Origin of the sequence: Lutimaribacter saemankumensis, assembly GCF_900100005.1 — a bacterium.
Lineage (GTDB): Bacteria > Pseudomonadota > Alphaproteobacteria > Rhodobacterales > Rhodobacteraceae > Lutimaribacter > Lutimaribacter saemankumensis.
Genome location: NZ_FNEB01000001.1, coordinates 634090 through 656529, shown reverse-complemented (window position 1 = coordinate 656529; position 22440 = coordinate 634090). Strand labels below are relative to the sequence as shown.

General features: G+C 64.2%; 21 protein-coding genes. 8 read left to right on the top strand and 13 right to left on the bottom strand.

What is annotated here, in order from left to right; genetic code table 11:
• Window positions 1–17 precede the first annotated feature (17 nt).
• The 13 genes from BLT50_RS03200 to BLT50_RS03140 form a co-directional block, all read right to left on the bottom strand.
• Complete coding sequence (locus tag BLT50_RS03200; RefSeq protein WP_090026374.1) at window positions 18–404, bottom strand: hypothetical protein; 387 nt, start codon at window positions 402–404, stop codon at window positions 18–20.
• A 12-nt stretch (window positions 405–416) separates the two neighbouring features.
• Window positions 417–1163, bottom strand: coding sequence for an ABC transporter ATP-binding protein (locus BLT50_RS03195; RefSeq protein ID WP_090026372.1), 747 nt, complete (start codon window positions 1161–1163; stop codon window positions 417–419).
• A gap of 43 nt (window positions 1164–1206) precedes the next feature.
• Entirely contained in the window at window positions 1207–1932 is a 726-nt protein-coding gene (locus tag BLT50_RS03190; protein ID WP_425433933.1) for an MlaE family ABC transporter permease, read from the bottom strand.
• Between the two features lie 56 nt (window positions 1933–1988).
• Entirely contained in the window at window positions 1989–3026 is a 1038-nt protein-coding gene (gene alr / locus BLT50_RS03185) for an alanine racemase (protein ID WP_090026368.1), read from the bottom strand.
• Between the two features lie 52 nt (window positions 3027–3078).
• Entirely contained in the window at window positions 3079–3873 is a 795-nt protein-coding gene (locus BLT50_RS03180; protein ID WP_090026367.1) for a DUF1194 domain-containing protein, read from the bottom strand.
• A gap of 56 nt (window positions 3874–3929) precedes the next feature.
• Window positions 3930–5420, bottom strand: a complete 1491-nt coding sequence (locus BLT50_RS03175; protein ID WP_090026364.1) for a replicative DNA helicase — start codon at window positions 5418–5420, stop codon at window positions 3930–3932.
• Between the two features lie 182 nt (window positions 5421–5602).
• Window positions 5603–6280 (bottom strand): orotate phosphoribosyltransferase, encoded by a 678-nt coding sequence (locus tag BLT50_RS03170; protein WP_090026362.1) that lies wholly within the window; start codon window positions 6278–6280, stop codon window positions 5603–5605.
• Between the two features lie 79 nt (window positions 6281–6359).
• Complete coding sequence (gene pyrC / locus BLT50_RS03165) at window positions 6360–7400, bottom strand: dihydroorotase (RefSeq protein ID WP_090026360.1); 1041 nt, start codon at window positions 7398–7400, stop codon at window positions 6360–6362.
• Between the two features lie 42 nt (window positions 7401–7442).
• Window positions 7443–8423 carry a phosphoadenosine phosphosulfate reductase gene (locus BLT50_RS03160; protein WP_090026358.1) on the bottom strand — a complete coding sequence of 327 codons (981 nt, stop codon included), beginning with the start codon at window positions 8421–8423 and terminating at the stop codon, window positions 7443–7445.
• Window positions 8424–8538: 115 nt separating this feature from the next.
• Complete coding sequence (locus BLT50_RS03155; RefSeq protein ID WP_090026357.1) at window positions 8539–9582, bottom strand: glycosyltransferase family 2 protein; 1044 nt, start codon at window positions 9580–9582, stop codon at window positions 8539–8541.
• 17 nt (window positions 9583–9599) lie between these two features.
• Window positions 9600–11963: a glycosyltransferase family 2 protein gene (locus BLT50_RS03150; protein ID WP_090026355.1), complete on the bottom strand. Its 2364-nt coding sequence runs from the start codon at window positions 11961–11963 to the stop codon at window positions 9600–9602.
• Entirely contained in the window at window positions 11963–12610 is a 648-nt protein-coding gene (locus BLT50_RS03145; RefSeq protein WP_090026353.1) for a sulfotransferase family protein, read from the bottom strand. The genes BLT50_RS03150 and BLT50_RS03145 overlap by 1 nt, the downstream gene beginning before the upstream one ends.
• A complete protein-coding gene (locus tag BLT50_RS03140) occupies window positions 12607–13638 on the bottom strand; it encodes a glycosyltransferase family 2 protein (RefSeq protein WP_090026351.1) in 1032 nt (343 codons plus the stop codon). Before BLT50_RS03140 ends, BLT50_RS03145 begins: the two co-directional genes overlap by 4 nt.
• A 208-nt stretch (window positions 13639–13846) precedes the next feature.
• On the opposite strand from BLT50_RS03140, the gene BLT50_RS03135 reads away from it, so the two are divergent.
• The 8 genes from BLT50_RS03135 to BLT50_RS03100 all read left to right on the top strand — a co-directional run bounded on the left by BLT50_RS03135 (window position 13847) and on the right by BLT50_RS03100 (window position 22437).
• On the top strand, window positions 13847–14755 hold the full coding sequence (locus tag BLT50_RS03135; RefSeq protein WP_090026349.1) for an AAA family ATPase: 909 nt from the start codon (window positions 13847–13849) through the stop codon (window positions 14753–14755).
• Window positions 14756–14814: 59 nt separating this feature from the next.
• A complete protein-coding gene (locus tag BLT50_RS03130) occupies window positions 14815–16065 on the top strand; it encodes a vWA domain-containing protein (protein ID WP_090026347.1) in 1251 nt (416 codons plus the stop codon).
• A gap of 103 nt (window positions 16066–16168) precedes the next feature.
• The gene (locus BLT50_RS03125) at window positions 16169–16720 is read left to right on the top strand and encodes a YeeE/YedE thiosulfate transporter family protein (protein WP_090027050.1); all 552 of its coding nucleotides are present in this window, start codon (window positions 16169–16171) and stop codon (window positions 16718–16720) included.
• A gap of 3 nt (window positions 16721–16723) precedes the next feature.
• Window positions 16724–17317: a YeeE/YedE thiosulfate transporter family protein gene (locus BLT50_RS03120; RefSeq protein WP_090026345.1), complete on the top strand. Its 594-nt coding sequence runs from the start codon at window positions 16724–16726 to the stop codon at window positions 17315–17317.
• A 99-nt stretch (window positions 17318–17416) separates the two neighbouring features.
• Window positions 17417–18376, top strand: coding sequence for an XdhC family protein (locus tag BLT50_RS03115; RefSeq protein WP_090026344.1), 960 nt, complete (start codon window positions 17417–17419; stop codon window positions 18374–18376).
• Window positions 18373–19377 (top strand): molybdopterin-binding protein, encoded by a 1005-nt coding sequence (locus BLT50_RS03110; RefSeq protein ID WP_090026342.1) that lies wholly within the window; start codon window positions 18373–18375, stop codon window positions 19375–19377. The genes BLT50_RS03115 and BLT50_RS03110 overlap by 4 nt, the downstream gene beginning before the upstream one ends.
• 120 nt (window positions 19378–19497) lie before the next feature.
• On the top strand, window positions 19498–19983 hold the full coding sequence (locus BLT50_RS03105; RefSeq protein WP_090026340.1) for a (2Fe-2S)-binding protein: 486 nt from the start codon (window positions 19498–19500) through the stop codon (window positions 19981–19983).
• Window positions 19984–20073: 90 nt separating this feature from the next.
• Entirely contained in the window at window positions 20074–22437 is a 2364-nt protein-coding gene (locus tag BLT50_RS03100) for a xanthine dehydrogenase family protein molybdopterin-binding subunit (RefSeq protein ID WP_090026338.1), read from the top strand.
• Window positions 22438–22440 lie beyond the last annotated feature (3 nt).

The window sequence follows — 22440 nt, the reverse complement described above, 5'->3', positions numbered from 1 at the left end:
AGCGCCAGCCCCTTGGGTTACCTGGTCAGAACCCACATCCCGACCAATGCCCCAAGCAGAAGGATGTGCAGCGCGTCGATCCAGCGCCAGCGCGTTCCGGGCAGGGTGGCCGAGACAAGCATCGGTGCGCTGGCCAGCAGCGGAAGCGCGGCGCCGCCCCCCAGATCGCCCAGCTGTATGGCCAGGCGCATCGCCTGTCCGCCCTGCATGCCCGCCAGTGACGGGCCAAGTTGGGCCACGGCGCCAAGCACGGCCAGCGCCAGCGCTAGCGCGCCAGCCCACCGCGCGGCGGAGCGTGCCGACAGCACACGCACCAGCGCCAGAACCGCGAGAACGGGCAGATAGATGAATTCCTTGAGCAGGATGAAGTTCACCAGAAGTGGATCGGGCTGAAAGGCGTTCATGGTGTCTGTGTGCTACCTTACCGCTTCGATCGGCCCCTCCGCGCGGCCGTGGATGAACTGGTCGAGGTAGGGATCGCCGCTTTTGTCGAGCTGCGACACCGGACCCGTCCACTTGATCACCCCATCATGCAGCATGGCGATATTGTCGGCAATCGCGCGCACCGAAGTCATGTCATGGGTGATCGTCATGGCGGTGGCGCCCATCTCGGTCACGATTTCGCGGATCAGGTCGTTGATGACGCCGGCCATGATCGGGTCGAGCCCGGTGGTCGGTTCGTCGAAAAAGATGATCTCGGGCTCGGCGGCGATGGCGCGGGCCAGCCCCACGCGTTTCTGCATGCCGCCGGACAGCTCGGCCGGGAACTTGTCGGCGACGTCGGGTTTCAGGCCGACCCGGCGCAGTTTTTCGATTGCGATCTCGCGCGCCTGATCTTTGGGCTTTTTCAAGCTGCCGCGCAGCAGGCGGAACGCGACGTTCTGCCAGACGGGCAGCGAATCGAACAGCGCGCCGCCCTGGAACAGCATCCCGAAACGGGCCAGAAACGCGTCGCGGTCGGCCTTGGTCACGTCCTGACCGTCCAGCGTGATGGTGCCGGTGTCATGTTTGACAAGGCCCAGGATGCATTTCAGCAGCACGGATTTTCCGGTGCCCGAGCCACCGATGATCACCATCGAGGTGCCGCTGTCGATCGTCAGGTCGACGCCGCGCAGCACCTGGTTGGTGCCGAATGTCTTGTGCACGCCGGACAGGGTGATCATGCGACGGCCCCATTGGTCGGTTGCGATATGTGGCGCGTGCGGGTCATACCGAGAAAAACAGCCCCGTCAGCAGGAAGTTGGCCGCCAGGATCAGGATCGCCGCCGCCTGGACCGAGCTTTTGGTGGCCCCACCCACGCCCATCGCGCCGCGGCCCGAATTCATGCCGTAAAAGCAGCCCATCGTGGTGGCGATCCCGCCGAACACCGCGCCCTTGACCAGCGACGAGATGATATCGAGCGGCTCAAGGAAATCGACCGTGTTCTTGAGATAGGCGGCTGCATTGAAGTTCAGGTTGTTCACGGCAACCGCATAGCCGCCGAACACGCCGATCACGTCGCCGATGCCCACCAGGGCCGGGACCACGATCAGCCCGGCCAGCACCCGCGGCACGGTCAGGTATTTCATCGGATGGGTCGACAGCGTCACCAGCGCGTCGATCTGCTCGGTGACCTTCATGGTCGCGATCTCGGCCGCGATCGAGGATGTCACGCGCGCCGCGATCATCAGGCCCACCAGCACCGGGCCAAGTTCGCGCACCATGCCGATGGCCACGATCTGCGGCACCACCGCTTCGGCGTTGAAGCGCGCGCCGCCAGCATAGATCTGCAGCGCCAGCGCGCCACCTGTGAAGATCGCCGTCAGGCCGACGACCGGCAGCGACAGCCATCCGATCTGGAACAACGCGGCCAGGAATTCCCGCGCATAGAAGGGCGGGCGCACCATGTGCGACAGCGCGTCGAACGCAAACAGCGCCACGCGCCCGATCATCGCCAGCGCCGCCAGCGTGGCGTGGCCCAGGGCGCCCAGCGGTTTGGTCAGCGCGCTCATGTGCTGTGATAGCGCCGCCTGTAGCGGCTGCCCAGCGATGTCAGGATTTCATAGCCGATCGTGCCGGCCGCATCGGCCAGCGTATCGACCGAGTTGTGGTGGCCGAGCAATTCGACCGCCCTTGGATCGGAGTCGAGGTCCGACACGTCGACTCCGATCAGGTCCATCGAGATGCGCCCGACGATCGGGCAGGGTGTGTCGCCCACCCAGACGCTGGTTTTCGGGCCCATCGCGCGGATGATCCCGTCGGCATATCCGGCGGCGATCGTGGCGATGCGGGCGGGGGACGGCGCCGTCCAGGTGTTGCCATAGCCCACGGTTTCACCGGCCTCCACGTCGCGGACCTGGATCACGGGCACGCTGACATGGGCTGCGGGCTGTGCGTCGGTGAAAGGCGCGCCGCCATAGAGGCCCACACCGGGGCGCGTGATGTCGAAGTGGTAATCAGGCCCCAGCAGAATGCCACCTGTCGCGGCAAGCGACCTGGGAACATCAAGACCATCCGTCATCTCTTTGAAAATACGCAATTGTTGTGCGTTCATCGGATGATCCGGCTCGTCCGCGCAGGCCAGGTGCGACATGACCAGGGTCATGTTCTGCTGGGTGGCGATGTCGCGTAGCGCGATCCATTCCGCCGGCTCCATGCCAAGACGGTTCATGCCACTGTCCAGCTGGATGCCGAACGGATGGCCCGGCAGCGCCTCGAGGTGGCGCAGCATCTGGTCCAGCGAATTGATCATCGGCGTCAGCGACAGGTCGTGGATCATGTCGGTGTCGCCGGGCATGTGGCCGGAAAACACGTTGATTTCGGGGCCGGGGCCAAGCGCCTCGCGCAGGGCGGCGCCTTCTTCCGCGACTGCCACAAAGAACCGGCGGGCGCCTTCGCGGGCAAGGCGGCGGGCAACCTTGCCAGCCCCGCATCCATAGCCGTCGGCCTTGACGACGGCGGCGGTTTCACACGAGGTCAGGGCGTCCAGCGCGCGCCAGTTGGCGGCGATGGCATCGAGGTCGATGGTCAGGGTCGCGGCTGTCATGAGGCGGTTTTGGCAGACGGGCAGGCGGGGTCAAGCAAAAAGCGGGCCGGGTTCAGGGCTCCATGAAGATATGCATGTTGCGTTGCCAGATTTCCTCGCCGATCAGGCAATTGAAGCTGGGCCTCTGGCGCATCTGTGCGGGGATTACACGCGGCGGCAAACCCGAGATTTCCAGCACCAGCTTGCGGCGCACCGCATCGCCGAAATCCTCCCATCGTGTCACCGGGATCAGGAATGCACCGGGGCCGCCGATCACGCAGGCCTCGTAGTAAAGGTCGAGATCCTCGATGCCCCAGCGCGAACTCAGGCCGTCGGTCGTCATCAGCGGAAGGCCGTTGATCGTGATGCCCTGCGCCAGCACCGCATCGCGGCTTTCGTCCACCGCGCTGCCCTGGTTGTTGGGCCCGTCGCCGGAAATGTCGATCACACGGCGCAAGCCCTGGAATTCATTTTTTTCAATGGCTTGCGCGCCATACCTCAGCGCACCCGAGATCGAGGTGCGGCGCATCCCGCCGCCTGATTGCGTAAGGATCTGGCCCGCGATCCATTCGGCATCTTCGGGGCCTTCCAGCAGCGTCCAGGGCACGACGACACGCTGGCTTCCGCTGCCCGCCCATTCGACATAGGTGATCGCGATCCGCCCCAACAGCCCGCCGCGCACCGCGCCCAGAACCACGTCGGATGTGAGTGCGGCGGCGTATCCCTGGCGCTGGATTTCCAGTTCTGCCGGGGTCATCGAGCGCGAAACGTCGACGGCCAGAACGAGCTCTACATCCACCTCGACAGGTGTCTGGGCTGGCAGGGCTGTGGCCAGGCAGGTCAGGCAAGCGGCGATCAGGTTACGCATACCCGCATTGCGCCACATCGGGCGGGGGGCTGTCCACTCACATCTGCGCGGGTAGATCAGAAGCTGTCGCCGCCATCGCCCTGCTGCCAGGGCTTCACGAGGTTGCCGAAGCGGGTGAACTGCGACTCAAACGCCAACTCGACTGTGCCGATCGGGCCGTGACGCTGCTTGCCGATGATGACCTCGGCCTTGCCGTGAAGGCGCGCCATCTTGTCCTGCCACTGTCCCATTTCCTCGAGCTTTTCGTCGGAGGGTTTTTCGCGTTCGACGTAATATTCCTCGCGGAACACGAACATCACGACGTCGGCGTCCTGTTCGATCGACCCCGATTCACGCAGGTCCGACAATTGCGGGCGCTTGTCGTCGCGGGATTCGACCTGACGGCTGAGCTGCGACAGCGCAACCACCGGGATGTTCAGCTCTTTTGCGATGGCTTTCAGGCCCATGGAAATCTCGCCGATTTCCTGCACCCGGTTGTCCGAGGTGCCGCGCACAAGCTGAAGGTAGTCGACGATCAGCAGGTCCAGCCCGTGGGTGCGTTTCAGACGCCGCGCGCGGGCGGCAAGCTGTGCGATCGGGATCGCGGCGGTGTCGTCGATGAACAGCGGACAGGCTTCGAGATCCTTGGCGGCCTGCACGAAGCGGCGGAACTCGGTTTCGTCCATGTCGCCCTGACGGATCTTGTGGGACGAGATCTCCGAGGCTTCGGCCAGAACACGGGCGGCCAGCTGTTCGGCGCTCATTTCAAGGCTGAAGAAACCGACAACGCCGCCATCGACAGCGCCTTCGTTGCCATCTGGCAGGGTGCCCTTGCGATAGGCCTTGGCCACGTTGAAGGCGATGTTCGTCGCAAGCGAGGTTTTGCCCATCGACGGTCGGCCTGCAAGGATCAGAAGGTCGGACTTGTGCAGCCCGCCCAGTTTCTTGTCGAGATCGATCAGCCCGGTGGAAATCCCCGCCAGCCCGCCATCGCGCTGGTAAGCGGCGTTGGCCACGTTCACGGCGTCGGTGACCGCACGCAGGAACGATTGGAACCCGGTTTCCGTCTGGCCCTGTTCGGACAGTGTATAAAGCGCCTGCTCGGCTTCGACGATCTGTTCCTTGGGGTCGGTTTCGGTTTCGACCTTGCGCGCCTTGGCGGTGATTTCCTGGCCCAGTCGGATCAGTTCGCGCCGCACCGCCAGATCATAGATCATCTGCGCGTAGTCGCGCACCGCGTAGGCCGAAATCGCAGCCCCCGCCAGCCGGGCCAGGTAGGCCGGGCCGCCCAGCTCCTTGAGCCCCTCGTCATCTTCGAAAAACGCCTTCAGCGTGACGGGGCTGGCCAGGTTGTTCTTGGCGATGCGCCCGGCGGCAACCTCGTAAATGCGGGCATGGACCGGGTCGTAGAAATGCTTGGCCGAGATGATCGAGGCCACCCGGTCGTAGACATCGTTATTGGTCAGGATCGCGCCCAGCAGTTGCTGCTCGGCCTCGATCGAGTGGGGCATCGTTTCGGCGTCCTGGACCTCGGCCCCGGTCGGATTGAAAGTCGTGATCTCGTTCATGGTCGTCCCCTGTCCCGGAACGATGTCATAGAAACACAGGCGATTCCCGGCAACTTGTATGTTTTTGTGGATAAGCTGTGGGTAGCTTGATCCACACCCGATATTGCGCCGTTGCCTGACCTTTCGTCAACATCTTGCGGCGGCGGCCCCGGCACGCGGCAAGGGCCTGCCGACCGGTTTGATCAGTTCATGCGTGCTTTTTGCCACTCGCGCGGGGCGCGCAGGAAGGATTCGACCTCGGCCAGCGTCTCTTCGGAGAAAGCGCCCTGCTCCTTTGCCTCTGCCAGCACGTCCCACCAGGTGCACAGGTAGTGGAGGCTGACGCCGTGATCGCCCAGCGTCTTTTCCGTTTGCGGGAAGATGCCATAGTAAAAGATCACCGCCGTATGCGCGCAATCCGCGCCGGTGTCGCGGATCGCATCGACGAAGGACAGCTTCGATCCGCCGTCGGTCGTCAGATCCTCGACCAGCAGCACGCGCTGGCCTTCGGTCATTTCACCTTCGATCCGGGCGTTCCTGCCATAGCCCTTGGGCTTTTTGCGCACATAGGTCATGGGCAGGGCCATGCGCTCGGCCACCATGGCGGCAAAGGGTATGCCCGCCGTTTCGCCGCCCGCGATGTTGTCGAACGCCTCGAACCCGGCTTCGCGCATGATCGTCACGGTCAGGAAATCCATCAGCGTCGACCGGATGCGCGGATAGGAAATCAGCTTGCGGCAGTCGATATAGCTGGGCGAGGGCAGGCCGGACGCAAGGGTGTAGGGTTCTTCGGTGTTGAAGTTCACCGCGCCGATTTCCAGCAGCATGCGCGCGGTCAGGCGGGCGATTTCCTCGCGTGTGGGATAGGAAGTGGGGATCATGGCCAATGTCCTTTCAAATCGGGGGCGTGTCCGGGCCTGGCGGCCCGTCCGCGAATAGGGCCGCCAGGCCCGTTGAGCGTCAGGCGGAAACGCTCCAATGCAGGGCAAAGCCGGGGTCGAAAACCGTGACCTCGCCCTCGCCGGTGATGATCTTTGCCGGATAATTCACCGCGTCGCCGCGCGTCAAAGTGATCGTGCCCTCGTTCACGGGCAGGCCGTAAAAGGCCGGGCCGTGGCGTGACGTGAACCCTTCCAGGCTGTCGAGCGCGTTCTCTTCCTCGAACACCTGCGCCAGAATCGACAGGGTGTTCGTCGCGGTGAAGCAACCCGCGCAGCCACAGGCGGTTTCCTTGTTGGCATCCGTATGCGGGGCGCTGTCGGTGCCGAGGAAAAACCGCGCGTCCCCGCTGGTTGCGGCGGCGCGCAGGGCAAGGCGGTGTTCCTCGCGCTTGGCGACGGGGAGGCAGTAGTAATGCGGCTTGATCCCGCCAACCAGGATGTGGTTGCGGTTGATCACCAGGTGATGCGTGGTGATCGTCGCGCCCAGGTCGGTATCGTTCGCCTTGACATAGTCGACCCCATCGCGCGTCGTGATGTGCTCCATCACCACCCGCAGTCCGGGCGTTGTACGGCGGATCGGGTCGAGCACGCGGTCGATGAACACGGCCTCGCGGTCGAAGATGTCGATATCGTTGTCGGTCACTTCACCATGCACACAGAGCGGCAGGCCGATCTCGGCCATTTTTTCCAGCACAGGGCGGACACGGTTGAAATCCCGGACGCCGCTGGCCGAATTGGTCGTGGCGCCCGCCGGGTAAAGCTTGACCGCCTTGACCAGACCGCTTTGCGCGGCGGCTGCCACGTCTTCGGGGTCGGTGTCTTCGGTCAGGTAAAGCGTCATCAGCGGCTCGAACGCCATGCCCGCGGGCAGGGCGGCCAGGATGCGGTCGCGGTAGGCGGCGGCCTGCGCCCCGGTGACGACGGGCGGCACCAGGTTGGGCATGATGATCGCGCGGGCGAAATGGCGCGCGGTTTCTGGCAGAACGGCCCGCAGCATCGCGCCATCGCGCAGATGCAGGTGCCAGTCGTCGGGGCGGGCGATGGTCAGCGTCTGGGTCATGCGCCCGCGATTAGCGCATCGCGCGCGCCTGCGCCAGTGCCGTTAACCGTCCTTGCGCGAGGGCGGCAATTTGACCTTGCCTTCGGCTTCGGCCTTTTCCAGTGCCTCCAGCCTGCGGCGGAAGCGCGGAACATTCATTCGGCTGGTCACGTTGCGACACAGCATCGCGGCCAGGTAGGGCCTGTCGCGGGCATCGAGCGTGCCCAGAAGGTTGCGCAGATAGCCGCCATAGTCGCGCCGCGCGCGGTGCATGTCGGCAAAACTGTGGGTGGTCAGCGTATCTTGGGCCACCTTTTCCAACAGCGGGGCGAGGATGCCCATCTTTTGCAGGTCGCCCTGCAAGGCCGCGCCAAAGAACCGCATCCTGTGTTTCGCGACATTCGAGCGTGTGAAAAGGGCGGCATGCATGGAATCGAGCGTTTCGGCAGGGTCGTAAATGACGTGGGCACTGTGCGCGGCATCCAGCATGTCCGGCGCATAGCCGTAGCGGTTGGTGAAATCCGTACGCCGCATGTCGGTGAAGCGGTCGTCCCATTCGGTGACCCGCGGGTCGAGCGTCGCCTGCGGTTGCAGCACCACGACGCGCGCGCCGGGCGCGGCCACCGAGAATGCTGCGGCGGCATAACCCGCCGGGCCGGCGCCGTAAAAGATCACGGTTTCGAATTCCTCGAAGAACCCGTCATCGACCAGCCTGTCGAAATAGCCGTAGACATGCCTGTCGCGGAACCATGTGTCGCCGTCCGAAAACAGGCCCAGGTGCGACCAGCCGTATTCCAGCACGAAATCCCAGCCAAGCGGCCGGCCCCCATCTGGATTGGCCTGGGCGCCCTGCATCGTTTCAAACGTGACCAGCAGCGTGTCGCCCTGTTCGACAAGAGCGCCAAAATGGCGATGCCCGCAGGATTGGAAATGCCCGTGTTCGTCCGCGATGGCCGCCACCTTGCGAATCCACGCGACTTTCTTCAGCCCGTCCAGGCTGTCTTCTAGGCACTCTTCCAGGCTGCGCTGGGCGTCGTCCTGCATACCACTCGTCCTCAAGTTCCGCCGCGCCCGTTGAAATCGGGCGCAGGTCATTCTTTGAGCGGCAAGCTAGGCGGAGTTTGCGGCAGGATTTGGGAGAAAGCGTGTGAATTTCGGGCTATGAGTCCTCGCCCGTGCGGGCGCGGTTGGCGTGCTGGATCATGAAGCGCGCCGCATTGACAGGCACCGGGCGGCTAGGCGGCGTCATCAGCAGACGCCCGAAGAGCGCGCGATAGGGCTCGTGCAGCATCAGCTCCTGGAACCGGGCCTTGCGCCAGGCCACCGCCGCATCGTGCAGGGCAGCAAGTTCGGGGTCGGATTTCAGGGCCACCAATTCACCCGAGCTGTCGAACGACAGGATCGAACGGTCCTCGTCGGTGCAAAAGTTCCGTTCGACCCAGTAGTCGACATCCAGCATGTGGTCGGAATGCACCGCGCGGCCGCGGTCTGCCTTGACCACAAAGCTTTCCATCGCGCCAAGCGGGTAATGATTTAGCTGCGCCAGGGCGTAATTCGAGCGGCCGTAGTTGGAGAATATCCGCGTCGTCTTGAACTTGTCGTCCAGTTCGCGCCCTTCGCCGTCGAACCAGCGCGCCTGCGCCAGGCGGTCGTCGTCCGGTTTGCGCGGGCGGTGAACACCCAGTTTCCCATACGTGCCGTCATTGCGGTAAAGCGTCTTGAACATCGCCGAGCGCCAGGGCCAGTGCATGACCACCGGCGCCGCACGGGTGAACTGGCGGGTGACGGGCGTATCTTCGAAATGCACGACATCGGCGTTTCCGAACAGCCGCCAGGTGAGCGTGATCGCCGTGGCGTCAGGCAGCGCCGCCAGCAGCGCGGGCAGGGTGCGGTCACCGGTGTGGATGTTGACGAACTCGTCCACGTCCAGCGGCAGGATCCAGTCGGCACGCTGCACGATGGGCAGTTTCTCGGCGGCTTTCAGCGCGGTGAACTGGATGCCGCCCTTGTCATAGGGGCCATCGTTGCGCTTGTGGGTGACGATGCCCATTGCATCCAGCCGGTCGAGCATCGCATCCGTGCCATCCTGGCAATCGTTCGAAAAGATCAGGAAGTCGGTAAATCCAACCGCACGGTGATGGGCCAGCCATTCCAGAAGAAAGGCGCCTTCGTTTCGGACGGTAAGAACTGCGAGAAAATTCAAACGCCTACGCGCCTTTCCTAACTTTCCATATCCAGCGCCAGGGCATAGGCCACGCGCTCCATCCCGTTCAGCCGAACCTGCAGGGCCTGCTGGTAAAGCTCTTCGAACTCGGGCATCGCGTGCAGTTCCTGCGCCTTGGCACGGTGCCATTCAAGGCCCTTTGCGTGCCATTTCGCAAGCGTCTTGTCCTGCATCAGCCGGTCGTATTCCGCGCGCAGGCGGGGAATGTTGCGCTGGATCGTCACGTCACGCGCATCGCCCCAGTCCATCCGAATCCAGTAGTTCAGCCCGATCGAGCGGTCCACATGCAGAGCACGCCCGCGCTGACGCTTGATCAGAAAGGATTCGGCCGAGCGGAGCGCATAATGATTGAGCTGCAACAGGTCGTAACCAATGGATTTTTTCGAATTGCGCCAGCCGTTCTTGGCGACTTCGCGGGTCATGTCCTGACCCGATCCGTTGACCCATTTCACCTTGGCCGCGAAATCGTCTGACAGCTTGTTCGGGCGGTGGCAGCTGATCTTGGAATAGGCGCCGATGTTGCGGAACATCGTCTTGAAGCCCCAGACGGTATGCGGCTTGGGGCAGTATTTCGGGGCGCAGGTGTCGAATTGGGCGATCACGAGGTCATCGCTCAGGTCGCGCACGCCGTTATGGCCGAAAAGCCGCCATGTCATCGCGACATTGGTGGCATCGGGCACGGCGGCCAGGAAATCGTCCAGCGTGCCGTTGCCGCAGCGGATGTTGATGAATTCGTCCACGTCGATATGGATGATCCATTCGGCGTTCTGGATGACATCTTCCTTAAGGGCCTGATCCAGCGCGTGCTGCTGGGGGGAGTTGCCCTTCCAGTTGTCGTTGTTGCGGTGATGGACGATGCCCATCGCATCCAGCCGGTCGAGGATCTCCGCCGTGCTGTCGCTGCAATCATTGGTGTAGATCAGGAAATTGTCGATCCCGATCGCCCGGTGATAGGCCACCCATTCGACGATGTAGGGGGCCTCGTTCTTCATGCAGCCGACGATCACGTTACCGGTCGATCCTTTCGGCAGGTCGCGCGGCGGCATGGGCGCGTAGGGGGGCAGAGGCTGTTCTTCGTTCAGGCGGCCCAGCTTGTTGTGCGGGCGGAACGAGCTGTCCTTGAGCTTGTGAAAATTCTGCACCGCAAGCGGCGGCATGATCGCCTTTGCCGCTTGGCTCAACCCGTCCTCGGGTTCGGCGGGCGGCGCGGCGTTGCCGTTCACCTGTTCAAGGTCGGCGATCTTGGTTTTCTTTTCTTCGCGCGTGGCCTTGTCGATCCGCCACCTGAAGGCCAGCAGGTATTGCGAGGCGCGATAGCCGTTGCCGGGATCGGCCTCGGACCAGCCGCCGGGGCGCGCGCGGTCGCGTTTCAGGCTTTCGGGCGTCAACGCCGGATGCGCCTTGAGAAGCGCCTTGTTCTGCGCCTCGAAGGTCTTGGATATTTCGGCCAGTTCGCCGGGATGGATCGGATCGCCGTCAATCGCTATTTCGCCGTGAAACTTGCGCCAAAGCTGCCGGGGCAGCACGCGGTCGGTCCGGGCAAGCAGCCGCAGGATCAGGTCATTCAACTGCCGCGACCGCGCCAGCGACGCCGCCGAGGGCTGCGCGTCGGGGCTGCCGGGCTGCGCCTTGCCCAGGGTTTCTTCGATCCCGAACATCTCGCGCAGTTCCTCGGTCGCTTCGGCACCATAAAACCGCGCCTCGTCATAGGGGCGCAATGTGACGGAACCGTTGCCGAAAACGCTTTCCCAGTGGCTGACAAGCCGTTGATAATCCAACCAGAACGCCGGGCACTGCACTTCGAGGAACTGGCCCTTGTCCGGTTCGATCACATGCCCGTCCAGCAGCGCGTCGTCCCACCAGTCTTTGCTGCCGGCCATTTCGAATTCCAGGTCGAGCGACGCCCTACGCCCTTCCAGCACCTGCTGCGCATAGTGGCGGGCCAGTGCGCGGCCCTGTTCGTCGACATGGGCGATGATGCGGATATCGTCGGACAACGGGGAAAGCAGTGCGTGCAGCCGCTCCAGCTCGGACCGCCGGGCCAATGATGGGCCAAGCTGCGATGCCGACAGGATCAGCGCCTTGGGATCGGCCGCCGCCACATCGCGGGCCAGACCAGCAGCAAGCTGATCGTAGAGCGCCTGTTGCTTTTCCGGGGTGATGTAGCCCCGGTTAAAGCGCAGCGTGTCGATATGGTCGGGGTCTGTTACGGCCATGAACAGCCGGGTGTGGTTCTTGCCGCCTGCGGCGCGCGGAAAGAGATACCCCTTTTGCGCAAGCTGTTCGCGTTTGTCGGCCAGCACGTCCTGAAGACGCGCGGCCCCCATGGCCGCAAGGCCGATATGCAGGTAGATGCGCATCAGGCGTTTTCCGTCCGTTCGGTCTTTGATGCCTTGTTGGCGTTGCGGCGGCCCCACCATTTCAGGGCGATGCCGAGATGCCCGCTGATCAGGTCGGCCGCGCCCGGATCGGCAATATCAAAGCGCAGATAGGCCTCGTCGCCTTCGAAAAGCCGGTCCAGATGGGCATAATGCGCCTCGATCCAGCGTATGCGCTCGTCCGTGGTGACGCCGAAGCCCGCAGGCAGGCCGGGGATGTGGCCGCGGGGCAGCCGTTCGGTGCCAAGGTTCGACCAGCGCAGCATGCTGTCCGACATGGCGCGCGGATCGCGCCAGCTGGCCACGAAGCGCGCGCCGGGGTGGCATCTGCGGATCGCGTCGATCAACCCCCAATCCATCTGCGGCCAAATGGAAAGATCGCCCCGCAAGACATTGATTTCCGTGAAGCAATCGAAATTTTCCATCCGGGCCAACGGGTCGCCCTGATGGAAATACCCCTCATACATCAACTGGCCCACGAATTGCCGGCGCAATGTCTCGTCGCGGGTCTGGTGCGGGCGGATCCGGTAATCGGCGGTCTTCAAGCCCGACACTTTCAGGGCATGACCCAGCGTCGTCGTGCCGGATTTCGGCAGGCCAAGGTTTATGACGCGCAGACGGTCGCTCATGACGCCAGCCCCAGTTCGATCAGAAGCGCCTCTTCGTCCGGGGGCAGCTTGCTCGCCGCCTTAAGCTGGTCGCGCATCTGGCGATAGGGTTTCTGCGTCAGCAGCTCGTCGCGCTTGGCGAGATGGAGCGCCACCGCCTCGTGATGCAATGCAGCGATTTCGGGATCTGATTTCAGCTCTTTCAGCGCTTTTTCCAACGCCGGCAGGTAACGCTGGATCGATGTGTCCAGATAGGCGGGGTCGTTGCGCTCGCGCCAATAGGTGTCGTCGAAAGCCCGGTTTTCGCGGTTCACGTCGCCGCGGTCGTTCTTGACAAGGTAGCTGTCGAGCGAACGCAAGGCATAGTGGTTGAGCGTCGCGAAATCGCGCGCGCCCGCCGCCGGAAACTTGCGGATGCGGCGCGGGTTGGCGGCCACAAGAAATTTGTGCGGCACCTTGCGCCCGGACCCGTCCGTCCACATCGGGCGCTTGCGCGGGGCCAGCGTTTTCTTGAAGAACGGCCGGTGCGCGCCGAAATACTGCAGCGGAAAATCCTTCCGCACCAGTGACTTGACCTCGATCGCGGATTGCCCGCACCACAGGTCGGGATTGTGGCTGCGGGTAAATTGCCCGATCACCGGACGGTCTTCGAACGCCTCGATATCGTCATTGGCGAAGAACTGGAACGTCACGCTGATCGCCTGCGGGTCGCCGCAGGCGTCGATCAAGGCGGGGATCGTGTGGTCGCCGGCATGGATGTTCAGGAATTCATCGACATCGGCAACCCAGACCCAGTCGGCGTCCTGCACGATCGGCTGCCTGGCGGCGTCTTTCAGCGCCTCCATCTGGTAATTGCGCCCCTCGGCGGGGTTGGGCAGGTGCTGCACGATCCCGCGCGCGGCCAGCGCATCCAGCATCCGGTCGGTCGCGTCGGTGCAGTCGTTGGAATAGAAAAGGTGGTCCGTGACCCCGATCAGCCGATTGAACGCAATCCATTCCAGCAGGAACGGGCCCTCGTTCTTTACACAGGTGACGGCGGCAATCCGCATCACGCCCGCCCCCCGGCTGTCATGTCCGATGTCATCACTCGTCTACGCCTCGTCGGCCGGTCGGGTTGGTCCCGCTTGGCCTGAAATTTGTTGCCAAAATCATGACAGGTCACGGGATTGACGTCAATCTTGGCGCCCGGCTGCGGCATTGCGGGTGTTGACCTGTTGCGCCGCAAATGCACTTCTCTTGCTGGCAGGGAGGACGACAATGAAAGATTTGCCATCGATCGACGCTGTGCAAGAGGCGCTGGCCGGGCAGGATTACGTTTGCGGGCGGGCGCTTGCCACCGTCGTGTTCCTGTCGCTGCGGCTCGGGCGGCCGCTGTTCCTGGAGGGCGAGGCCGGCACCGGCAAGACCGAGATCGCCAAGGCCATCGCATCCGCCCTCGGGCGCCGCCTGATCCGGCTGCAATGCTACGAGGGGCTGGATGCCTCTTCGGCCGTGTATGAATGGAATTTCGCCGAGCAGATGATCGCCATCCGCACCGCCGAAGCCGCAGGCGGGGCCGATCGCGATGCGCTCAAGACCGAACTTTTCACCCAGGACTACCTGATCGAACGGCCGCTCTTGCAGGCGATGCGCCCGCAGGATGGCGGCGCGCCCGTCCTGCTGATCGACGAGATCGACCGCACAGACGAGCCGTTCGAGGCTTTCCTGCTCGAGGCGCTGTCCGATTTCCAGGTCACGATCCCCGAGCTTGGCACCGTCAAGGCGCCCGAGCCGCCCATCGTGATCCTGACCTCCAACCGTACCCGCGAGGTGCATGACGCGCTGAAGCGCCGGTGCCTCTATCACTGGGTCGATTATCCCAGCTTCGAGCGCGAGATCGAAATCCTGCAGGCCCGCGCACCCGAAGCGGCCGAGGCGCTCAGCCGCGAGGTGGTGGCCTTTGTCCAGCAATTGCGCACCGAGGATCTGTTCAAGAAACCGGGCGTCGCCGAAACAATCGACTGGGCCAAGTGCCTCCTGGCGCTCGACGTGATCGATCTGTCGCCCGAGGTCATCGCCGACACGTTGGGCGCGATCCTGAAATACCAGGACGACATCGCCCGCCTGCAGGGTTCCGAGGCGAAACGCATCCTCGACGAGGCCCGCGCCAGCATGGAACCGGCCTGATGTTTTCTCTTTCAGCAAATATCCCGGGGGTCCGGGGGCAGCGCCCCCGGTTCTGACCTATGCCAGAATACCCCGCGCTCGAACTGCCCGAAAACCCGAAGCTGACCCATAACATCACCCATTTCGCCCGCGCGCTGCGCAAGGCGGGGTTGCCGATCGGGCCGGGACGGGTGATCGACGCGATCCGCGCGGTCGAGGCGGCGGGCTTTACCGAAAAGCGCGATTTCTACTGGGTGCTTCATGCCTGTTTCGTTTCGCGTCCCGAACAGGCGCGGGTGTTTTCGCAGATCTTCCGGCTCTACTGGCGCGATCCGCGCTACGTGGAGCACATGATGTCGATGATGCTGCCCGCCGTGCGCGGTGTGCAGGAAGAGCGCGCCGCGCAGGCGGCCGAAAAGCGCGCGGCCGAGGCGCTGCTCGACGGGGCCAACCGCGAGGTCGAACAGCCCGAGGCAGGCGAAGAGGAAACCCAGATCGAAATCGACGCCTCGATGACGATCAGCCGCGAAGAACGCCTCAAGACGCTCGATTTCGAACAGATGAGCACCGCCGAGGTGGCCGAGGCCAAGCGCATGATCGCACGGCTGAAATTGCCGGTGCAGCCGTTGCGGTCCCGCCGGACGCGGGCCAGCCTTTCGGGCCATGCGCTCGACTGGCGCAGGACGTTGCGCGCCAGTCTGCGGCAGGGCGGCGAGATGCGCGATCTCAGCCTCAAGGCGCATCGCACGCGCTGGCCCAATCTTGTGGTGCTTTGCGATATTTCCGGCTCGATGAGCCAGTACAGCCGGATGGTCCTGCATTTCCTTCATGCCGTCGCCAACGAAAAGGGCGCGGGATGGGCCAAGGTCCATGCCTTCACCTTCGGGACGCGGCTGACCAACATCACCCGGCATCTGGCCACGCGGGATGTCGATCAGGCGCTGGCCGCCGCCGGGGCCGAGGCGCAGGACTGGGAGGGCGGCACCCGTATCGCCGCCTGCCTGCATGCCTTCAACCGCGACTGGTCGCGCCGCGTCATGGGGCAGGGCGCGGTCGTGTTGCTGATCACTGATGGGCTGGATCGCGACACCGACCACGATCTTGCCCGCGAAATGGAGCGGCTGCACCTGTCGTCGCGCCGTCTGATCTGGCTCAATCCGCTGTTGCGATGGGATGGGTTTGCCCCCAAAGCCGAGGGCATCCGCGCGATGCTGCCGCATGTCGATGCCTTCCGTGCCGGCCACAACATTCAAAGCCTCGAAGAACTGGGCAGGGCGATTTCCGCCTCCCGCGACAGCGGCGACAAGGACCGCCTGATGGCGATGCTCTGACAGGGCGGGCCCCGCCGCGGCTGATTTGATCCATCTCAAATCAGGAATGTGTTTCCGCTGATATATTCCACCAATAGAATGTATCGCAATGGAAGGGAAACACATGCCACTCAACTGGAAAACGGGCGGGGTTCTGCTGGGCCTTGTCTTCTTCTTGGCGGTGCTGCTGGTCAAGCCGATCGGCGTCAGCACCCAGTTCGTGATCCTCGACGGGATCGTCGCGGATGTGGTGAATTCGGAATTCATCACCAAAACCGAAGAGGGCTATACCTCGACCAATGCCTACATGGCGAAATCCGGCGGCAAATACGCCAAAAGCGCTGCAAACCCGCTGAATTACAGCTTTGTCTTCGTGCTGGCGATGATGCTGGGTGCGTTTCTTTCGGCCAGGACGCGTGGCGGTATCGGCGCCTCGGAGCGTCAGAGCCCGGCGATCTGGCGGGCGAATTTCGGTGATGCCCCGATGAAACGCTATGCCGTCGCCTTTCTCGGCGGGTTCGTCGTGCTTTACGGCGCGCGCCTCGCGGGGGGCTGCACCTCGGGGCACATGATGTCCGGCATGATGCAGACTGCTCTGTCGGGCTATATCTTTGCCGCCGGTGCCTTCGCCGCCGCGGTTCCCGTGGCCATGATGATGTACAAGAAGGAGGCCTGATCCATGACCTCGATCATTCTCGCAATCGTAATCGGCGCCGCCTTCGGCGCGGTGCTTGACCGGATCGGCGCGACCGACCCCAACTGGATCGGCAAGATGCTGGCGCTCAAGCACCTGCACCTGATGAAGACGATCCTGCTGGCCATCGGTACCGGATCGGTCCTGATGTTCGCGGGGCAGATGGCGGGCATCGTCGATGTGGGCCACATGAGCGTCAAGGCGGCCTATGTCGGCGTGTTCATCGGCGGTCTGCTGCTGGGGGCCGGGTGGGCCGCGTCGGGCTATTGCCCCGGCACCGGCGTGTGCGCCGCGGCATCCGGGCGCAAGGACGCGCTCTTTTTCATCGCCGGCGGCCTTCTGGGCGCGGCGGCCTACATGGCGACCTACCCGATGTGGAAAGCCAGCGGCCTGCTGAACGACATTGCCGGCGGCAAGGTCACGCTGGGCACGGTGCCGGGGTCGAAATTCGACGGTATCTGGGCGATGCAGGGCGATATCCTGGGGATCGTTCTGGGCCTTGGATTCATCGCCGTGGCGTTCGTCCTGCCCGAGCGTCTGAGCGGCGAAGGCCGCATGGCGGACATGCCGGCCGAATAAAGCCGGAACCACTCACGCGAAACACGCGGCCATCCCCTTGGGGTGGCCGCTTTTTTCTGGCAACATCACATCGTGAGCCGGAGCAGGGAGGACCGCTTGATGGATCGCATACCGGAAATCGCGCTGGATTGGCATCGTGCCGGCAAGGGGGCCGCGCTCTGCACCGTGGTGCAGACCTGGGGCAGCGCGCCGCGCCGGGTCGGCAGTCAGCTTGTCGTTTCAGGCCTGGGCGAAATCCAGGGCAGCGTGTCGGGCGGCTGTGTCGAAGGCGCGGTGATCGTCGAGGCACTCGAAGCGCTGGATGACGGCAAGCACCGGCTGCTGGAATTCGGGGTCAGCGACGACGATGCCTTTGCCGTTGGACTGGCCTGTGGCGGCACCATCCGCGTGCTGGTCGAGCCGGTGGGCAGTGTCCTGCCCGAAGACGTGCTGGCCGAATTGGTCGAGGCGCGCGCCAATCGCCAGGCCGTTGCGGTCGAGGCCGATCTGGAGGAGGGCGCCCGCCGGATCGTGCATGACGGCTATGCCGAACGTTTCCGCATGGACCGGTCCGGCTTTGAAGAGGACGAGAGGGTTTTCGTCACCATACACAACCCGCCTTTGCGCATGCTGATCGTGGGTGCGGTGCATATCGCGCAGGCGCTGGTGCCCATCGCGCGGGTCGCGGGGTATGACCCGGTGCTGATCGACCCGCGCGAAACCTTCGGCTCGCAAGAGCGGTTCCCCGGCGAAACCATCGTCAACGAATGGCCCGACGAGGGCGTGCGTGCCTTCGGGCTCGATGCGCGCACCGCATTGGTGCTGCTGACGCACGATCCCAAGCTGGACGATCCGGCACTGACCGAGGCGCTGCGCTCGGACGTTTTCTATATCGGGGCGTTGGGCTCGACCCGGACCCATGCCAAGCGCGTCGAGCGGCTGACCGAAGCCGGGTTTGCCGAGGCCGAAATCGCGCGGATTCACGGTCCCGTCGGTCTTGATATCGGCGCAGCCAATCCCGGCGAGATCGCCGTGTCGATCATGGCCGAGATTACACAGGTGCTGAGGCGCGGCGCATGAGATTTGGCCCGGTCGAACTGGATCACGCGCAAGGCGCGGTGCTGGCCCATTCGCTGAAGCTGCCGGGCGGCAAGCTCGCCAAGGGCCGGGTACTGACGCACGACGATGTCGCGCGGCTGCGGACGGCCGGGATCGGCAAGGTGATCGTGGCGCGGCTCGATCCCGGCGACGTGCCCGAGGATGACGCCGCCCGCGCGCTGGCCGAAGCGCTGGTGCCCGATCCGGCGGCGCAGGGGTTGCGCCTGTCGGGTGCGGGTGCGGGGCGTGTCAACCTGATCGCGGGCGGGCCGGGTCTGTTGCGGGTGGACGCCGCGGCGGTGAATGCGATCAACACGGTCGACCCGATGATCACGCTGGCCACGTTGCCGCCGTTGCGGCGCGTGATCGAGGGCGCGATGGTCGGCACGGTCAAGATCATTTCCTACGCGGTGCCGAAGGGGCAACTGGATCAGGCATGCGACGCTGCGCGCTCGGCCCTTTCGCTGATCCCGCCGGTAATCGAAACGGCCACGCTGATCGAAACCCGCGTCGGCACCGGCACCATGCCCGACAAGGGCCGCCGCGCAACCGCCGACCGGCTGGCCCGCCTGGGCGCGCGCCTGACCCCGCGCGTGATCGTGGACCACGACGAACACGCGCTGTCGGCCGCGGTTTCGGCAGCCGAAGGGCAGGCGGTATTGATCCTGACGGGCTCGGCCACATCGGATGTGGCGGACGTGGCGCCATCGGCCGTGCGGCGGGCGGGCGGCGCGGTCACGCGGTTTGGCATGCCCGTCGATCCGGGCAACCTGCTGTTCATCGGGCAAATGGGCGATGGCCGTCCGGTCATCGGCCTGCCCGGATGCGCGCGCAGCCCGGCGCTCAACGGTGCCGACTGGGTGTTGGAGCGCGTTTTGTGCGGGTTGGCCGTCAGCGATGCGGACATCGCGGCCATGGGTGTGGGTGGGCTTCTCAAGGAAATGCCCACGCGCCCGCGCCCGCGCCGCGCGACAGGCACCTGAGTCCGCGCTTTGCGGGCGTTTGCCGCAAAAACCGTCAATCCGAAATTTCCTGTTCTCAACCGCAGGACAGCATGATTAACTCGACCCAACCGACAACATAGAGATTTGGGAGGATCCTCAATGACCAAGGTCACCATGACGGTGAATGGCAAAGCCGCGTCCGGCGATGTCGAAGGCCGCACCCTGCTGGTGCAGTTCCTGCGGGAAAACCTTCGGCTAACGGGCACCCATGTGGGCTGCGACACCAGCCAGTGCGGGGCTTGCGTGGTGCATGTGAACGGCAAGGCAGTAAAGGCCTGCACGATGCTGGCCGCCGAAGCGGACGGCGCCGAAGTCGTCACGATCGAAGGCATGGCAGGCGCGGATGGATCGCTGAACACGATCCAGCAGGCGTTCCAGGACCATCACGGGCTTCAGTGCGGTTTCTGCACACCGGGTATGGTGATGTCGGCTGCCGCTTTGCTGTCCGAGAATCCCAAGCCCACCGAAACCGAGGTGCGCGAATACCTCGAGGGCAATATCTGCCGCTGCACCGGCTATCACAATATTGTCAAGGCGATCATGGCGGCGTCCGGTCAGGATGTCGGTGTCATCGCGGCAGAATAACATGCGCGCGCTCATCGGCCCTGCGGGGCCTTTTCGCGAAAAGGGCCGCAAGGCCCGGTGAGCGCCTGGTATTTCAGGGAGGATAATAACATGCCGAAAGATCATGGCATCGGCGCCAGCCCGAAGCGGCGCGAAGACGTACGGTTCCTGACCGGGGCCGGAAACTATACCGACGACATCAACATCTACGGCCAGGCCTATGTGCATTTCCTGCGCTCGGACGTGGCGCATGGAAAGATCAACAGCGTGGACACATCGGCGGCCGAAGGCATGCCGGGTGTCGTGCGCATCTTTACCGGCGCCGATTTCGAAGGCGTGGGCGGTCTGCCCTGCGGTTGGCAGGTGACCGACCGCCACGGCGAGCCGATGCAGGAACCGGCACATCCCGTGCTGGCGCAGGGCAAGGTGCGGCATGTGGGCGACCCGATCGCCGCAGTCGTCGCCGACACGCCCGAACAGGCCCGCGACGCCGCCGAGGCGATCGAGGTCGATATCGAGGAACTGCCGGCCGTCGTCGACATGAAGGCGGCACTGCAGGACGGTGCGCCCAAGGTGCATGACGATCTCAAGAACAACCTCTGCTACGATTGGGGCTTTGTCGAAGAGAACAAGGCCGCCGTCGAAGAGGCGTTCGGCAAGGCCGCGCATGTGACCACGCTGGAGCTGGTGAACAACCGGCTTATCGCCAACCCGATGGAACCGCGCGTGGCGGTGGGCGACTACAGCCGCGCAACCGACGAATCGACGCTTTATACCACCAGCCAGAACCCGCATGTGATCCGGCTGCTGATGGGCGCATTCGTGCTGGGCATCCCCGAGCACAAGCTGCGCGTGGTCGCCCCCGATGTGGGCGGCGGTTTCGGCACCAAGATCTTCCACTATGCCGAAGAGGCGTTCTGCACCTTCGCGGCGCGTCAACTGGCGCGTCCGGTCAAGTGGACGGCCAGCCGCTCGGAGGCGTTCATGTCTGACGCGCATGGCCGCGACCACGTCACCAAGATCGAACTGGCGCTCGATGCGGACAACAACTTTACCGCCCTGCGCACCGAGACTTACGCCAACATGGGTGCGTATCTGTCGACCTTCGCGCCGTCGGTGCCGACATGGCTGCATGGCACGCTGATGGCCGGCAACTACAAGACGCCGCTGATCTACGTGAACGTGAAGGCGGTCTTCACCAACACCGTGCCGGTCGATGCCTATCGCGGCGCCGGGCGGCCCGAGGCGACGTATCAGCTTGAGCGCGTGATCGACAAGGCAGCGCGTGAACTTGGCGTCGACCCCGTGGAGCTGCGCCGGCAGAACTTCGTCACCGAATTCCCCTATGCCACTCCGGTGGCGGTGGAATACGACACTGGCGACTACAACGCCACGATGGACAAGCTGCTTGAGATGATCGACCGCGAAGGCTTTGACGCGCGGGCCGAAGAATCGAAAAAGCGCGGAAAGCTGCGCGGTCTTGGCGTCAACTGCTACATCGAGGCCTGCGGCATCGCGCCGTCGAACCTCGTGGGGCAGCTGGGCGCGCGGGCGGGCCTTTACGAAAGCGCCACGGTGCGCGTGAACGCCACCGGCTCGATCAGCGTGATGACGGGCAGCCACAGCCACGGGCAGGGGCATGAAACCGCCTTCCCGCAGGTCATCGCCGAGATGCTGGGCATCGATGAATCGATGGTCGATATCGTGCATGGCGACACCGCCAACACGCCGATGGGCATGGGCACCTATGGCTCGCGTTCCTTGGCCGTCGGTGGCTCGGCCATGGTGCGGGCGACCGAAAAGATCATCAACAAGGCCAAGAAGATCGCAGCCCACCTGCTGGAGGCGTCCGAGGCGGATATCGAACTGAAGGACGGCGCCTTCAGCGTCGCGGGCACCGACAAGTCGGTTGCCTGGGGGGATGTGACGCTGGCCGCGTATGTGCCGCATAACTACCCCCTGGAAGAGATCGAACCGGGGCTTGAGGAAACGGCGTTCTACGACCCGTCCAACTTCACCTACCCGGCCGGCGCCTATGCCTGCGAGGTCGAGCTTGACCCCGATACCGGTCGCGTCACGATCGAACGGTTCGCGGCGGCGGACGATTTCGGCAACGTGGTGAACCCGATGATCGTCACCGGGCAGGTCCATGGCGGTTTGGCGCAGGGAATCGGCCAGGCGCTTCTGGAAGGGGCGGCCTATGACGAAAACGGCCAGCTTCTGACCGGTTCGTACATGGACTACGCGATGCCGCGTGCCGAGGACGTGCCGTTCTTCCAGGTCGATCACTCGTGCCAGACGCCCTGCACACACAACCCGCTGGGCGTGAAGGGCTGTGGCGAGGCAGGGGCCATCGGCTCGCCCCCCGCCGTGGTCAATGCGGTGGTCGACGCGCTGCAGCGCGCCGGCAAGGACGTGACCCATATCGATATGCCCCTGTCGCCGTCGCGCGTCTGGGCGGCGATGAACGGCTGATCT

Coding starts and splice junctions, on each gene's coding strand:
- BLT50_RS03115 (WP_090026344.1), top strand. CDS start 17,417: ATGGATCGCATACCGGAAATCGCGCTGGATTGGCATCGTGCCGGCAAG.
- BLT50_RS03195 (WP_090026372.1), bottom strand. CDS start 1,163: ATGATCACCCTGTCCGGCGTGCACAAGACATTCGGCACCAACCAGGTG.
- BLT50_RS03130 (WP_090026347.1), top strand. CDS start 14,815: ATGCCAGAATACCCCGCGCTCGAACTGCCCGAAAACCCGAAGCTGACC.
- BLT50_RS03190 (WP_425433933.1), bottom strand. CDS start 1,932: ATGATCGGGCGCGTGGCGCTGTTTGCGTTCGACGCGCTGTCGCACATG.
- BLT50_RS03200 (WP_090026374.1), bottom strand. CDS start 404: ATGAACGCCTTTCAGCCCGATCCACTTCTGGTGAACTTCATCCTGCTC.
- alr (WP_090026368.1), bottom strand. CDS start 3,026: ATGACAGCCGCGACCCTGACCATCGACCTCGATGCCATCGCCGCCAAC.
- BLT50_RS03170 (WP_090026362.1), bottom strand. CDS start 6,280: ATGATCCCCACTTCCTATCCCACACGCGAGGAAATCGCCCGCCTGACC.
- BLT50_RS03145 (WP_090026353.1), bottom strand. CDS start 12,610: ATGAGCGACCGTCTGCGCGTCATAAACCTTGGCCTGCCGAAATCCGGC.
- BLT50_RS03175 (WP_090026364.1), bottom strand. CDS start 5,420: ATGAACGAGATCACGACTTTCAATCCGACCGGGGCCGAGGTCCAGGAC.
- BLT50_RS03105 (WP_090026340.1), top strand. CDS start 19,498: ATGACCAAGGTCACCATGACGGTGAATGGCAAAGCCGCGTCCGGCGAT.
- BLT50_RS03100 (WP_090026338.1), top strand. CDS start 20,074: ATGCCGAAAGATCATGGCATCGGCGCCAGCCCGAAGCGGCGCGAAGAC.
- BLT50_RS03120 (WP_090026345.1), top strand. CDS start 16,724: ATGACCTCGATCATTCTCGCAATCGTAATCGGCGCCGCCTTCGGCGCG.
- BLT50_RS03150 (WP_090026355.1), bottom strand. CDS start 11,963: ATGCGCATCTACCTGCATATCGGCCTTGCGGCCATGGGGGCCGCGCGT.
- BLT50_RS03135 (WP_090026349.1), top strand. CDS start 13,847: ATGAAAGATTTGCCATCGATCGACGCTGTGCAAGAGGCGCTGGCCGGG.
- BLT50_RS03125 (WP_090027050.1), top strand. CDS start 16,169: ATGCCACTCAACTGGAAAACGGGCGGGGTTCTGCTGGGCCTTGTCTTC.
- BLT50_RS03160 (WP_090026358.1), bottom strand. CDS start 8,423: ATGCAGGACGACGCCCAGCGCAGCCTGGAAGAGTGCCTAGAAGACAGC.
- BLT50_RS03110 (WP_090026342.1), top strand. CDS start 18,373: ATGAGATTTGGCCCGGTCGAACTGGATCACGCGCAAGGCGCGGTGCTG.
- BLT50_RS03180 (WP_090026367.1), bottom strand. CDS start 3,873: ATGCGTAACCTGATCGCCGCTTGCCTGACCTGCCTGGCCACAGCCCTG.
- pyrC (WP_090026360.1), bottom strand. CDS start 7,400: ATGACCCAGACGCTGACCATCGCCCGCCCCGACGACTGGCACCTGCAT.
- BLT50_RS03140 (WP_090026351.1), bottom strand. CDS start 13,638: ATGCGGATTGCCGCCGTCACCTGTGTAAAGAACGAGGGCCCGTTCCTG.